Raw genomic sequence first — 14398 nt, forward strand, 5'->3', positions numbered from 1 at the left:
GGCGTAATGGTCGTTAGTAGTCGATCGGGTCGCGCACAATCGGGCAGGTCATGCAGTGGCCGCCGCCCCGGCCCCGGCCCAGTTCGCCGGCGCTGATGGTGATGACCTCGATGCCGGCCTTGCGCAGCAGGGTGTTGGTGTAGGTGTTGCGGTCGTAGCCGATGACCACGCCGGGCTCGATGGCCACCACGTTGTTGCCGTCATCCCACTGTTCGCGCTCGGCGGCGAAGCTGTTGCCGCCGGTCTCGACCACGCGCAGGCCACCCTTGAGGCCAAGCTGCTCGCCGACCACTTCGATGAACGACTTGTTGATACGGCGCACATCCATGCCGTAAGGCTTGCTTTCGTCCGGGCGGATGATGAATGGCACGATCTCTTTCACCACTTCCGGGAAGACCGTGACCAGGTCGCGGTCGCAGAAGCTGAACACGGTGTCCAGGTGCATGGCGGCGCGGGACTTCGGCAGGCCGGCAACGATCACTTCCTTGACGGCGCCCTTGGCGAACAGGTTCTGCGCCAGTTGGCCAATGGCCTGGCGCGAGGTGCGCTCGCCCATGCCGATGAGCACGATGCCATTGCCGATCGGCATCACGTCACCGCCTTCGAGGGTGGCATTGCCGTGGTCCTTGTCCGGGTCGCCGTACCACACCTGGAAGTCAGCGCCGGTGAATTCCTTGTGGAACTTGTAGATGGCGGTGGTCAGCAGGGTTTCCTGGCGGCGCGCCGGCCAGTACATCGGGTTCAGCGTGACGCCGCCGTAGATCCAGCAGGTGGTGTCGCGGGTGAACTGGGTGTTGGGCAGTGGCGGCAGGATGAAGCTGGAGTGGCCCAGGTAGTCGTTGTACATCTTGACCACATCGGCGCCTTCGCTCTGTGGCAGGTCCTGGCCCGCCACACCACCGATCAGGAATTCGGCCAGGTGACGCGGGTCAAGGCCTTCGAGCCAGCTGCGCACTTCGTTGGTCAGCCCCACGCCGACGGTGTCGGGGGTGATCTTGCGGTCGAGGATCCACTTCAGGGCCTCTTTGTTCTGCACGATGTCGGTCAGCAGGTTGTGCATTTCCAGCACATCCACGCCACGCTCGCGCATCTTGGTGACGAAGTCGAAATGGTCACGCTTGGCCTGGTCGACCCAGATCACATCGTCGAACAGCAGTTCGTCGCAGTTGCTCGGCGTCAGGCGCTTGTGCGCCAAGCCCGGGGCGCAAACCATCACTTTGCGCAGTTTGCCGGCTTCGGAGTGGACACCGTACTTCTGTTTTTCAGCGGACATGGTTTCATTCCTCCAATTGAACGAAGACGTGGGTCAAAGGGTCAGGAAGCCGTCGTACAGGCCAAAGGCTGCCACCAGGGCGCCGACGACCACGGCTGCGAAGATCAGTTTTTCCACGTTGGTGAAGACAGGTTGGCCTACCTCACGCTTGGCCTTGGCGAACAGGATGGCGCCAGGTGCGTAGAGCAGGGCCGAGAGCAGCAGGTATTTCACACCGCCGGCGTACAGCAGCCAGACGGCGTACAACAAGGCGATACCGCCGATGATCAGGTCTTTCTTGCGCTCGGCCAGGGCCTGTTCGTAGGTTTCGCTGCGCAGTGCCAGCAGGAAGGCGTAGGCCGCCGACCACAGGTAGGGCACCAGGATCATCGAGGTGGCGAGGTAGATCAGCGACAGGTAGGTGCTGTTGGAGAACAGCGTGATCACCAGGAAGATCTGCACCATGGCGTTGGTCAGCCACAGGGCGTTGGCCGGTACCTGGTTGGCGTTCTCGCGGCGCAGGAACTCCGGCATGGTGTGGTCCTTGGCGGCGGCGAACATGATCTCGGCGCACAGCAGCACCCACGACAGCAGGGCCCCCAGCAGCGAGATGATCAGGCCGACGCTGATCAGCACCGCGCCCCAGTGGCCGACCACATGTTCCAGCACGGCGGCCATCGACGGGTTCTGCAGCTTGGCCAGCTCTGGTTGGGTCATGATGCCCAGCGACAGCACGTTGACCAGCACCAGGAACAGCAGCACGGTAACGAAGCCGATGACCGTGGCCTTACCCACGTCAGAGCGTTTTTCCGCCCGGGACGAGAAAATGCTCGCGCCCTCGATGCCGATGAACACCCACACGGTGACCAGCATCATGTTGCGCACCTGGTTCATCACGCTGCCAAGCTCTGGTGTGCCTACGGCCCAGATGTCGGCGGTGAAGATATCGAGCCTGAAGGCGAACAGGCAGATCAGGGCGAACAGCACCAGCGGCACCACTTTGGCCACGGTGGTGACCAGGTTGATGAACGCTGCCTCCTTGATACCGCGCAATACCAGGAAGTGCACGGCCCACAACAGGATCGACGCGCCAATGATGGCGGCCGGCGTGTTGCCTTCACCGAAGATTGGGAAGAAGTAGCCCAAGGTGCTGAACAACAGCACGAAGTAGCCGACGTTGCCCAGCCAGGCACTGATCCAGTAGCCCCAGGCTGAGGAGAAGCCCATGTAGTCGCCAAAACCGGCCTTGGCGTAGGCATATACCCCGCCATCCAGATCAGGCTTGCGGTTGGCCAAGGTCTGGAACACGAACGCCAGGGTCAGCATGCCGACCGCGGTGATGCCCCAACCGATCAACACCGCGCCAACCCCTGCGCTGGCGGCCATGTTTTGCGGCAGCGAGAAGATCCCGCCACCAATCATCGAACCGACGACAAGTGCAACTAACGCACCAAGCTTTAGTTTTCCGGATGAATCAGACATTTAACAACTCCTGCCAGGAGAAAGTTGACGACAGAATAGATCCGACGCCTTTGCCGTAACCTGACTTGCGTCAGTTTAAGGCGATGTGAAGGTAGGAAATTTCCTTCACGGGTGCTCCTGGAGAGTGCCGACAGCTTAAGCTGCAGGCCTTGCGCGCTGGCACCTCCATGTCCTTCTAGAGCAAACGCTCTGTTCAGCCTGCGAAGCTTGAAACTAGCCGCTTTTGCCGCTTTCGCAAATTTTTCACAAGAATTTTGAGTTTTATCAGTTTCTTTTCTAGTTGCCGTACTGCTGCTAATTTTGAGAGAAGGGCTGCATAGACAAAGCAGTTATTAGTGCTATAGGTTTAACCCGCGTCTACAGTATAAGTAACAACATTTATATGGCCCGCAAAGCGGTTACAAATGCATGACAGGGCTTGAAAAAAGGGAGGCTCATGAGCGAACCGGGACAGAAGCTGCGCCTGGGCGCGCTGATCGCGCTGGTGGTCGGCTCGATGATCGGTGGCGGGATCTTCTCGCTGCCGCAGAACATGGCCGCGCGCGCCGATGTGGGGGCTGTGTTGATCGGCTGGGGGATCACCGCGGTTGGCATGCTGGCCCTGGCCTTCGTGTTCCAGACCTTGGCCAACCGCAAGCCCGAGCTGGACTCAGGGGTGTACGCTTATGCCAAGGCCGGTTTCGGCGAGTACATGGGCTTTTCCTCGGCCTGGGGCTACTGGATCAGTGCCTGGCTGGGTAACGTTGGTTATTTCGTACTGCTGTTCAGCACCCTGGGCTTCTACTTTCCCGTTTTCGGTGAAGGCAACACGCCCATTGCCATCGGCTGCGCCTCGCTGTTGCTGTGGTCTGTGCATTTCCTGGTGCTGCGAGGCATCAAGGAAGCCGCGTTCATCAACCAGGTGACCACGGTAGCCAAGGTGGTGCCGCTGTTGATCTTTGTAGTGATCGCGGCATTCGCCTTCCGCGCCGATATCTTCACCCGGGATATCTGGGGCCTCAGCAACCCGCAGTTCGGCAGCGTGCTGGAGCAGGTGCGCAACATGATGCTGGTGACCGTGTTCGTATTCATCGGCATCGAGGGCGCCAGCGTGTATTCCGGGCGCGCCGAGCGTCGTTCTGACGTGGGTAAGGCCACGGTCATCGGCTTTCTCGGTGTACTGGCGCTGCTGGTGCTGGTCAACGTGTTGTCGCTGGGGGTGATGACCCAGCCGGAGTTGGCCGGGCTGCAGAACCCCTCGCTGGCCTCGGTGCTGGAGCATATTGTCGGCCCCTGGGGCGCCTTGCTGATCAGCCTTGGCTTGGCGGTCTCGCTGCTCGGCGCCTTGCTTTCGTGGGCGCTGCTGTGTGCCGAGATCCTGTTTGCCACGGCGCGGGACAAGACCATGCCGCGCTTTCTAGCCAAGGAAAACGCCAACCATGTGCCAGCCAACGCCCTTTGGCTGACCAACTGCATGATCCAGGGGTTCCTGCTGATTACGCTGTTCTCGGCCGGTACGTACACCAGCCTCATCTACCTGGCCTCGTCGATGATCCTGGTGCCCTACCTGTGGTCGGCGGCCTATGCCGTGCTGCTGGCGGTGCGCGCAGAAACCTATGCCGGGCAGCCGGGGTTGCGGCGCAAGGACTTGCTGGTGGCGCTGGTTGCCTTGCTGTATGCCGTGTGGCTGCTGTATGCGGGCGGGCTCAAGTACCTGTTGCTGTCGGCGCTGCTGTACGCCCCAGGTGTGATCCTGTTCGCCAGGGCCAAGCATGAGCAAGGCCAGACCCTGTTCACTAGCTGGGAAAAGCTGATTTTCGCCGCTGTGCTGGTGGGCGCTGCGCTGGCGGCCTACGCCTTGTATTCAGGGCTGCTGAGCTTGTGATGGGGCGGGGCAGGCGTGCTCCGGGCGCGACCAGATCCACAGGTTGCCCAGGGTCATGCCGGCGATAGCCAGGAACACTGGCCAGTGGTGTTCAAGGAAGGTCAGCATCAGCCCGGCGCACAGCAGCATGCTGAGGGTCGCGCTGACCTTGGCCCGGCGCTGGATCACCTTGCCGTTGCGCCAGTTGTACAGGATCGGCCCGAACAACCGGTGGTTCTCCAGCCAGGCCGAAAGGCGCGGTGAGCTGCGCGTGGCGGCCCAGGCGGCCAGCAGGATGAACTCGGTGGTCGGCAAGCCGGGAATCACGATGGCGACCAGGCCCACCCCGAGGCTCACGTAAGCCAGGATTCCATACAACAGGCGGGCGAGTTTCGAGCGGGCTGGTTGGGTCATGTTCTCACTGCATAAAACGGTTCGGCCACCGGAGGGGTGGCCGGCTACGGCGTATCAAACCAGCGCGGCATCCGCGGCATAGGCGTGCTTGAGCAGCTCGGTGAAACGCTCGAAAGCGGCAACCGCGCCGCGCTCGGCAGCGGCTTCCTCTTCGGCCGAGAGTTCCAGCCCATCAAGGATGCGGGTGAACTGCTTCCAGCCTTCGGCACGGCCACCGGCTGGCTCGCCCAAGTGGCGGGCACCGAAGCTGTCGGACAGTTCCAGGGCCACGGCACGCTTGATCAGAAACGCAGCGCCCAGTTTGGAGCCTTCGGAGACGAAGATCCAGCCCATTGCCTCGCCCAGGCTTGGGTTGCCCACGGCACCTGGCACGGCGGCCGGCACTTCGGTGTCGAGGTCAGCGAGGTCGAGACGGGCCTGGTCTGCGCGGCAGCGCTCGGCCAGGTCGGGGACGATGGCGATCAGTTGTGGGTCGTTGTACAGCGCCTGCAGCTCGGATTGGAACAGGTACTGGGCAACGACAAAACGGGCGAAGCTTTCGCGGCTGTCGAAGGGCGCGTGGGATTTGACCAGGGCATCCAGCTCGGCGTGCGGGGCGTGGGTGATCTGGTTCAGGCGCTGGGAGCGCAGGGCTGGGCGTTCGGTCATGGGGCAGTCCTTGGAAAAAGGGGCGTCTAGATACAAGACGAAACAGCGGGGGCGTGACAGTAAAAAAAGCCAGTATTTGTGTTGCCTGTACCGGCCTCTTCGCGGGTTTACCCGCGAAGAGGCCGGTACAGGCGTGAGGGATCAGATATCCCAAACCACATTGATACCGAAGTTGCGCCCTGGCATGGTCAAGCGGTCGATGTTGGCTGGCTGGGTCACAGCTGCCTCACCCTGGCCGTCGTAGCTGCGTACCGAATCCCACTGCCAGTATTTCTTGTCGGTGAGGTTGTACAGGCCGGCGTTGATGGTCACGTCGTCGGTAACCTTGTAGAAGCCGGTCAGGTCCAGCACGCCGTAGCCCGGGGTGCGGAACTTCGAGCTCGAACCGTCGGGGGAGTAGAAGCTGGAGTCGTCGACACGGGTCTTGCGCTTGACCAGTGTCCAGCTCAGCAGGCCGCCGTAGTTCTGCTGCTCGTAACCCAGGCCGAATACGCCCTTCAGCGGGTTGACGCTGTTCAGCGGTTCACCGGTGTCATCGTTACGACCATAGGTGTAGGCAATCGAGCCCTGGGTATAGAGGCCCTGCGGTGCGCCGAAGTGGTCCAGGTTCAGGCGGCCCTTGACCTCGGCACCCTTGATGGTGGCGTGCTTGATGTTGTTGGCCTGGAAGGTCTGTTCCAGGTTGGCGCTTTGCACGGCGTCTTCGTCGATGAAGTCGCGGTACTTGTTGTAGAACACCGCCACGTCGAAGTTACCCGCGTCGAAGTTGCCACGCAGGCCGGTTTCGTAGCTTTTGCTCTTTTCCGGTTCCAGGCCGGGGTTGCCTTCTACGCGGTAACCTTCCTCAAGGTTGACGAATTTTCCGTACATGGCCTTGGCGGTCGGGGTGCGGAAGCCTTCGGCGTACTGGCCATACCAGGTGTAGTTGTCGTTGAAGGCGTAGGTCACGCCGAGCTTGGGCGACACACGGTGCCACTTCTTGTCCGAGTCGTCCTGGGAGGTGGGTGCCGTGCCGGTGGACTCCAGGCCGCGCAGGAATTCGTCGGTGAACTTGGGTTCCATGCGCGTGTAGTCGTAGCGCGCACCGGGCATGAAGGTCCAGTTGTTCCAGCGGATTTCATCCTGCACGAACAGGCTGTAGGTGTTTACGGTCGGGTCCGGGAAGTCGCTGACCAGAACCTGGCCGTCTGCCGGGCGTTCGGCGCCAGCGGCGGAGCAACCGGAGCCCACGGTCAGGCAGGTGCCGGTGCCGCTGCGGGACCCGGTGATTTTCTCGTGCTTGATCGTGGTGCCATAGGTCAGCAGATGGTCGGTGGCGCCGATGCTGAAGGCCTTGTCCAGCTGGGCGTCGAACACCCACTGGCGGTCCTTGTAGGTGGTGTCGCGGGTACGCAGCACCTGGCGGCCAGGCGGTGCGTAGACTTCTTCGGTGTGCTGGTCGGTCTTGGCGATCTGGTAGTTCAGGCTCCACTTGACGTGGTCGGCGACCAGCGAATCCAGGCCGAACTCATGGTTGATGCCAAAGCGCTCGCGGGTGATGGTGTCGTTGCCATTGCGCGCCTTGTAGTAGCCCATGCCGCCAAAGCCCGGAATGAACGGCCCGCCCACCGCGCTGAGGATGTTCTGGTCGCGGTCATCCTTGTAGCGTTCGTAGGTGAAGCCCAGGCGCGCGTCATCGGCGTAGTTCCAGCCCAGCTTGGCCAGCACGTTGGTGGTGCGCACATCCATTGGATTGGCTTCGGTGCGCGACAGGCCGGCACCGCTGTGGCTGCCGTGGGTTTCAGTCTCGTGGCCGTTGCGCTGGCTCAGGTGCAGCAGGCCATCGAAATCACCCTCGCGGCCGGCGACGGTGGCGGAGGTCAGCCAGCTTTCGTCAGCCGAGCTGTAACCGGTTTTCAGGCGTGCACCCACGTCTTTGCCAGGCTTGATGATGTCGTCCGGGTCGAGGGTGAAGTAGCTGACCGCGCCGCCGATGGCGTTGCTGCCGTACAGCACCGAGGCCGGGCCGCGGAGGATTTCCACGCGCTTGACGATTTCTGGGTCGACGTAGTTGCGTTGGGTCTGGGCATAGGGGCCATAGAAGAAGCTGTCCGGGATCGACACGCCGTCAACCTGGGTGAGGATCCGCTCGCCGTCGATACCTCGGATGTTGTAGCCGTTCAGGCCGCTGCGTTGGCCGGTACCTGCCACCGACACACCCGGCTCGTAACGCACCAGGTCCTGGATGTTGTTGACGTTTTGCCGGTCCAGTTGCTCGCGGGTCTGCACGCTGACCGTGCTCGGCACCTGGCTGACGTCCTGGGCGCTGCGGGTGGCGCTGACGGTCACCTGCTGCAAAGCGATCACGTTACCGACGGTCTGGCGCTCAAGAACCACGTTGCCGTTGCTGATCTTGCGAAAGCTCAGGCCCGTTCCATGCAGCAGGCGCTTGAGTGCGGCATCTGGCGGCAGCGAACCCTGTACCCCAGGCGAGGCCACGCCGTCGGCCAGCTCGGCGCTGAAGCCGACCTGCCAGCCGGTGACCTGGCTGAAGGCGTTGATCGCCGACACCAGGGGCTGCTGGCCGATGCTGAAGCGATAGTCGCCCATGCGCGGGCTGCTGGCCTGGGCCGGCTCGGCGGCCAGCGCCGGGAGGCTGCAGGCACCGCTGGCAAGCAGGGCCAGGGTCAATAGGGACAGTTGCCCTGTACGGCGGGGAAGGGTGGACGAGCGGGTAGGACCAGTGGACATCGGAAGCGCTCCCAGACGCGCGGACTGTTATAGGTGATGACTGTTCTCGTTTTCAAACAAGAATCAGTTGCATTGGCTATAACGAGACGAGCGGGGTAGCACGACCGCGTAAAAATAATTTCAGGGTCAGTTCAGAATGACCAGCGCCGGGTACTCATGCAGCTGTGCCGAGGTGATGTGGGCCAGCGCGCGCAGGGTTTCCAGCGGCTGGTCGAGGCGGTAGTTTCCGGTGACGGCAACGTCTTCCAGCTGTGCATTGCGGTTGATGATCCAGCCTGGGTAGTAACGCCGCACTTCGGCCAGCACCTGGCTCAAAGGGCAGTTCTCGAACACCAGGCGGCCATCGATCCAGGCCAGGTCCTTTTGCATGTCGGGGCGCTGGCGCTGGCCAAAGCCTTGCGGGCCGACGCTGATGCTGTCGCCGGCACTCAGGCGGATACGCTGGTCACGTGCGCCTTGCAGGTCGACATCGCCGCGTTGCACCCGCACCTGGGCCTCGCCGTCGAGGTAGCGCACGGCAAAATCGGTGTCGCGCACCTGGGCGCGCACAGGCCCTGCCTGCACCTCCAGCGGCAACAGCGCGCCCTCCGGTACCTGGAAGTACGCCTCGCCTTGTAACAGGCGGGCGACCTGGCGGCCGTCCCGACGGTCGTTGGCAAAGGCCGAATTGGTGTTGAGCAGCACTTTTGCGCCGTCGTCCAGTTGCAGGCGCTGGCGCTCGCCCACCACGGTCAGGTGATCCGCCTGCAGGCGCATGGGCAGGTTACCGACGGTGAACAGCCCCACCAGCAGCACCGCGGCGGTGGCCAGGGGTTTCCAGTGGCTGCGCAGGCGCCCACGCCATGAGCGGCGTTGCTGCTGGTGCATCTGCGTGGCCGCCTGGTGCAACGGCGTACCGTTCCACAATGCCTCTGCCTCGACATAGGCCTCGGCGTTCTCCGGCGCGGCGCTCAGCCAGGCTTCAAAGGCCTGGGTGTCTGCGGCATCTGCGCATTGCAGGCGTACCAGCCAGTCCAGCGCCTCGTCCATGGCACGAGCACGGGCACTGGGCCCGGCAGGTGACGGGCGAGGGGCAGGGCTGTCGGTCACGGTGAATCCTTGAATGGTTTTTGCGAATGATCAAGGCTAAGGCGGGGTGTGGCAAGGGCTTTGCGTTGCCGTTCGCCTGCGCTCAGCTCACTTGAGGCGCTCGGCAACACCCATGCAGATCGCCATGATCAGTTTCAATTCCTTTTGTACCGTGCTGGGCGAAACACTCAGTTGTTCGGCAATTTCCAGGTAGGTGGCGCCATGCAGGCGGCTGAGGATGAAAATGCGTTGCTGGCGCTCGCTTAGCTGATTGAGGCTGATGCTCAGGTGCTTGAGCAACTGCTCGGCATGGGCGGCATCCTCGCTGCTGGTGGCGGGGGCGGCCACGCTGTGCAGCACTTCGTCGGGCACATCGTCGACCAGCATGCGCGCCTGCACCCGGCGTGCGCGCAGGTGGTCCAGCGCCAGGTTGCGCGCGGTCTGGAACACGAACGGCTCGATGTGCTCGATGGGCCGCTCGCCCAGGGCGCGGGATACCCGCAGGTAGGTTTCCTGCAGCAGGTCTTCGGCCGTGCTGGGGTTGCCGACCATGCGCTGCAGGGTACGCAGCAGGGTAAGGCGCTGGACGAGGAAGACGGAGTTGAACCGGGACTGACTCACGGGGAAACCTGGTCGACGAAAGGTTAATGATAATGCTTATCATCTGTGTCGTAGGTCAAGTGGTGAAATGTTAGGAAAAGGTAAAGATTGTGAGAGCTCCGTCGCTGCGCGGTCCCTTGTAGGAGCGGCCTTGTGTCGCGATGGGCTGCGCAGCAGCCCCGAAGTCTCGGCTCCAGCACCAATTGTCGGGGCCGCTTTGCGGCCCATCGCGACACAAGGCCGCTCCTACAGGGCGTGTGTCAAATCTTAGCGGGCGCTGCACAACGCCAAGCAGTTATCCAGCATCCGGTTGCTGAACCCCCACTCGTTGTCATACCAGGCCAGCACCTTGAGCATGCGCCCATTGGCCCGGGTATGGTTGGCATCGAAAATGGACGACAGCGGGTTGTGGTTGAAATCGCAGGAAACCAATGGCAAGGCGTTGTAGCCCAATACCTTGGAATGCTTGCTGGCTTCAAGGAACAGCTGGTTGACCTGCTCGGCGGTGGCCTCGCGCTTGAGGTTGACGGTGAGGTCCACCAGCGACACGTTGATGACCGGTACCCGCACCGCCATGCCGGTCAACTTGCCGGCCAGCTCTGGCAGCACCAGGCCGACGGCCTCGGCGGCGCCAGTCTTGCTCGGGATCATCGACTGGGTGGCCGAACGCGCGCGATATGGGTCGCTGTGGTACATGTCGGTCAGCACCTGGTCATTGGTGTAGGCGTGAATGGTGGTCATCAGGCCTTGTTCGATGCCGAACTCGCGGTGCAGCACCTGGGCGATCGGCGCCAGGCAGTTGGTGGTGCAGGAGGCATTGGAAATGACCTGGTGCGAGGCCCGCAGGATGTCGTGGTTGACCCCGTACACCACGGTGGCATCGGCACCCTTGGCGGGTGCCGAGACGATCACCTTGCCCGCCCCGGCGGCCAGGTGTGCAGCGGCCTTGGCGCGGTCGGTGAATAGCCCGGTGCACTCGAACACCACGTCGATCGCCTCGGCCTTCCAGGGCAGCTCGCCCGGGTTGCGGATGGCACTGACCGCGATACGGTCACCATTGACCGTCAGGCTCTCGTGGTCGGCCTCGACACTGGCGTCGAAGGTGCCGTGCACACTGTCGTACTTGAGCAGGTGGGCATTCATGGCGCTGTCGCCCAGGTCGTTGATGGCGACGACCTGCAGGTCCTGGCGGTAGCCTTGGGTATACAGTGCGCGCAGGACGTTGCGCCCGATGCGGCCGAATCCATTGATGGCGATGCGAAGGGTCATGGCAGTACCTCTGGCAGTCCGAGTGAAACCTGTGGCACAAAGGAGCTTCACTGAAACGGTTTTGTTGTTGGAATTACAAGATTATTCACTGGCCGATAGAAAACAAGCCTTTTTAGTGGCAGTATTTTGTTTAAACATACAACGAGTGGTTGGGCGACGTGCCTCCACCGATGCAGCGGGCTCCTCACCTTGAGCCTAGGCCGCAATCGTTTGGAGGGGAAATGCCCGGTAAACCGCCCTTACAATTAGCCTGGAGTCCAGTACATGCATCCGCGCATCCTTGAGGTCACCCAGCGGCTGGTCGAACGCAGCCGTGCCACCCGCGAACGTTACCTGCAGCTGATTCGCGGCGCGGCCAGTGAAGGCCCCATGCGTGCCAGCCTGCAGTGCGCCAACTTCGCCCACGGCGTGGCCGGTTGCGGCAGCGAAGACAAGCACACGCTGCGCCTGATGAACGCGGCCAACGTGGCTATCGTCTCGGCCTACAACGACATGTTGTCCGCCCACCAGCCGTACCTGCATTTCCCCGAGCAAATCAAGCAGGCCCTGCGTGAGGTCGGCTCGGTCGGCCAGTTCGCAGGTGGCGTGCCGGCCATGTGCGACGGTGTGACCCAAGGCGAGCCGGGCATGGAACTGGCCATCGCCAGCCGCGAAGTGATCGCCATGTCCACGGCTGTCGCGCTGTCGCACAACATGTTCGACGCCGCGCTGATGCTGGGCATATGCGACAAGATCGTTCCTGGCCTGATGATGGGCGCGCTGCGTTTCGGCCACTTGCCGACCATTTTCGTACCGGGTGGGCCAATGGTGTCCGGCATTTCCAACAAGCAGAAGGCCGACGTGCGCCAGCGCTATGCCGAAGGCAAGGCCAGCCGTGAGGAACTGCTGGAGTCGGAGATGAATTCCTACCACAGCCCAGGCACCTGCACCTTCTACGGCACCGCCAATACCAACCAACTAGTGATGGAGGTAATGGGCCTGCACCTGCCGGGCGCTTCGTTCGTCAACCCGTACACACCGCTGCGCGACGCACTCACCGCCGAGGCTGCGCAGCAGGTGACACGCATGACCAAGGCCAGTGGCAGCTTCATGCCGCTGGGTGAAATCGTCGACGAAAAAGCGTTGGTCAACTCCATCGTCGCCCTGCACGCTACCGGCGGCTCGACCAACCACACCCTGCACATTCCAGCGATTGCCCAGGCTGCGGGTATCCAGCTGACCTGGCAGGACATGGCCGACCTTTCCGAAGTGGTGCCGACCCTGTCGCACGTCTACCCCAACGGCAAGGCCGACATCAACCACTTCCAGGCGGCTGGTGGCATGGCCTTCCTGATCCGCGAGCTGCTCGACGCCGGGCTGCTGCACGAGGATGTCAATACCGTGGCCGGCCACGGCTTGCGTCGCTACACCCAGGAACCGTTCCTCGACAACGGCAAGCTGGTGTGGCGCGAAGGGCCGCAGCAGAGCCTGGACGAGAGCATCCTGCGCCCGGTGGCGCGGCCGTTCTCCGCCGAAGGCGGCCTGCGGGTGATGGAGGGCAACCTGGGCCGTGGCGTGATGAAAGTGTCCGCCGTCGCCGCCGAACATCAGGTGGTCGAGGCCCCGGCGCGGGTGTTCCAGGACCAGCAGTCGCTGGCCGATGCGTTCAAGGCCGGTGAGCTTGAGCGTGACTTTGTCGCCGTGGTGCGCTTCCAGGGGCCACGTTGCAACGGCATGCCAGAGCTGCACAAGCTAACGCCATTCCTCGGTGTGCTGCAGGACCGTGGCTACAAGGTAGCGCTGGTTACAGACGGGCGTATGTCGGGTGCCTCGGGCAAGATCCCGGCGGCTATCCACGTTTGCCCCGAGGCTTACGACGGCGGCCCGCTGGCGCGTGTGCGCGATGGTGATATCGTGCGGGTCGATGGTGTCGAAGGTACCTTGCGGGTCATGGTCTCGGCCGAAGAGTTGGCCAGCCGCGATCTGCCGCCGGCGCCCCAGGGCAATGACCTGGGTTGCGGGCGCGAGCTGTTCGGCTTCATGCGCATGGCGTTCAGCCCGGCAGAGCAGGGCGCGAGTGCGTTCACTTCGGCCCTGGAGAACCTCAAATGAAAGACCTGCTGGTTGGCGACATCGGCGGCACCAATGCCCGTTTTGCGTTGTGGCGTGACAACCAGCTACATGATGTGAAGGTTTTCGCCACTGCAGACTACACCAGCCCGGAGCAGGCCATCGAGGCTTACCTCGAAGGCCAGGGCATCGCCCGCGGTGGATTGGCGGCGGTATGCCTGGCGGTAGCTGGGCCGGTTGATGGCGATGAATTCCGCTTCACCAACAACCATTGGCGTCTGAGCCGCACCGCCTTCTGCAAGACCTTGCAGGTCGATCAGCTGTTGCTGATCAACGATTTCACTGCCATGGCGCTGGGCATGACTCGCCTGCGCGAAGAGGAGTTCCGCGAAGTGTGCCCCGGCCAGGCCGACCCTTCGCGGCCGGCGCTGGTGATCGGGCCAGGGACAGGCCTGGGTGTGGGCTCGCTGCTGCGCCTTGGTGAGCAGCACTGGCAAGCCCTGCCAGGTGAAGGCGGGCATGTTGACCTGCCGGTGGGCAATGCCCGCGAAGCGGCGATCCACCAACACATCCATGGGCAGATTGGCCATGTCAGCGCCGAGACCGTGCTTAGTGGGGGTGGCCTGGTGCGGTTGTACCAGGCGATCTGCGCACTGGACGGCGACACCCCCAGGCACAAGACCCCGGCGCAGGTCACCGATGCCGCACTGGGCGGCGAGCCTCGAGCGCTGGCGGTGGTCGAGCAGTTCTGCCGGTTTCTTGGGCGCGTGGCGGGTAACAATGTGCTGACGCTGGGCGCGCGAGGTGGGGTCTATATCGTCGGCGGCGTGATTCCGCGCTTCGCCGAGTTGTTCCTGCGTAGCGGGTTTGCCGCCAGTTTTGCCGACAAGGGTTGTATGAGTGGTTATTTTGCTGGCGTGCCGGTGTGGCTGGTGACGGCCGAGTTTTCCGGGTTGCTGGGAGCCGGGGTGGCCTTGCAGCAGGCTTTGGGTCATAGCTAGGCGTAAGGGGGCCGCTGCGCGGCCCATCGCGACGCAAGGCCG

The 14398-nt window shown here is 62.8% G+C and carries 11 protein-coding genes; 3 read left to right on the forward strand and 8 right to left on the reverse strand.

The window, feature by feature from the left end; genetic code table 11:
- Positions 1 to 13: 13 nt before the first annotated feature.
- Positions 14 to 1273, reverse strand: a complete 1260-nt coding sequence (arcA, locus tag AB5975_15270; GenBank protein ID XDR18059.1) for an arginine deiminase — start codon at positions 1271 to 1273, stop codon at positions 14 to 16.
- Between the two features lie 33 nt (positions 1274 to 1306).
- On the reverse strand, positions 1307 to 2734 hold the full coding sequence (gene arcD / locus AB5975_15275; GenBank protein XDR18060.1) for an arginine-ornithine antiporter: 1428 nt from the start codon (positions 2732 to 2734) through the stop codon (positions 1307 to 1309).
- A gap of 436 nt (positions 2735 to 3170) precedes the next feature.
- Between arcD (AB5975_15275) and arcD (AB5975_15280) the strand changes: the two genes are divergently transcribed.
- The gene (gene arcD, locus AB5975_15280; GenBank protein XDR18061.1) at positions 3171 to 4598 is read left to right on the forward strand and encodes an arginine-ornithine antiporter; all 1428 of its coding nucleotides are present in this window, start codon (positions 3171 to 3173) and stop codon (positions 4596 to 4598) included.
- Here arcD (AB5975_15280) and AB5975_15285 read toward each other — a convergent pair.
- The 6 genes from AB5975_15285 to gap form a co-directional block, all read right to left on the reverse strand.
- A complete protein-coding gene (locus AB5975_15285; GenBank protein ID XDR18062.1) occupies positions 4578 to 4991 on the reverse strand; it encodes a YbaN family protein in 414 nt (137 codons plus the stop codon). The two genes, arcD (AB5975_15280) and AB5975_15285, sit on opposite strands and share 21 nt — an antisense overlap.
- A 54-nt stretch (positions 4992 to 5045) precedes the next feature.
- Positions 5046 to 5639, reverse strand: a complete 594-nt coding sequence (locus AB5975_15290; protein XDR18063.1) for a biliverdin-producing heme oxygenase — start codon at positions 5637 to 5639, stop codon at positions 5046 to 5048.
- 141 nt (positions 5640 to 5780) lie between these two features.
- Entirely contained in the window at positions 5781 to 8369 is a 2589-nt protein-coding gene (locus tag AB5975_15295) for a TonB-dependent receptor (protein XDR18064.1), read from the reverse strand.
- Between the two features lie 126 nt (positions 8370 to 8495).
- Entirely contained in the window at positions 8496 to 9458 is a 963-nt protein-coding gene (locus tag AB5975_15300) for a FecR domain-containing protein (GenBank protein XDR18065.1), read from the reverse strand.
- A gap of 87 nt (positions 9459 to 9545) precedes the next feature.
- The gene (locus tag AB5975_15305) at positions 9546 to 10058 is read right to left on the reverse strand and encodes an RNA polymerase sigma factor (protein XDR18066.1); all 513 of its coding nucleotides are present in this window, start codon (positions 10056 to 10058) and stop codon (positions 9546 to 9548) included.
- 246 nt (positions 10059 to 10304) lie between these two features.
- On the reverse strand, positions 10305 to 11306 hold the full coding sequence (gap, locus tag AB5975_15310) for a type I glyceraldehyde-3-phosphate dehydrogenase (protein ID XDR18067.1): 1002 nt from the start codon (positions 11304 to 11306) through the stop codon (positions 10305 to 10307).
- Between the two features lie 264 nt (positions 11307 to 11570).
- On the opposite strand from gap, the gene edd reads away from it, so the two are divergent.
- Positions 11571 to 13397: a phosphogluconate dehydratase gene (edd, locus tag AB5975_15315; protein ID XDR18068.1), complete on the forward strand. Its 1827-nt coding sequence runs from the start codon at positions 11571 to 11573 to the stop codon at positions 13395 to 13397.
- Positions 13394 to 14356: a glucokinase gene (locus AB5975_15320; protein XDR18069.1), complete on the forward strand. Its 963-nt coding sequence runs from the start codon at positions 13394 to 13396 to the stop codon at positions 14354 to 14356. The genes edd and AB5975_15320 overlap by 4 nt, the downstream gene beginning before the upstream one ends.
- The last annotated feature ends 42 nt before the right edge of the window (positions 14357 to 14398 follow it).

This window comes from Pseudomonas putida (assembly GCA_041071465.1).
Lineage (GTDB): Bacteria > Pseudomonadota > Gammaproteobacteria > Pseudomonadales > Pseudomonadaceae > Aquipseudomonas > Aquipseudomonas putida_P.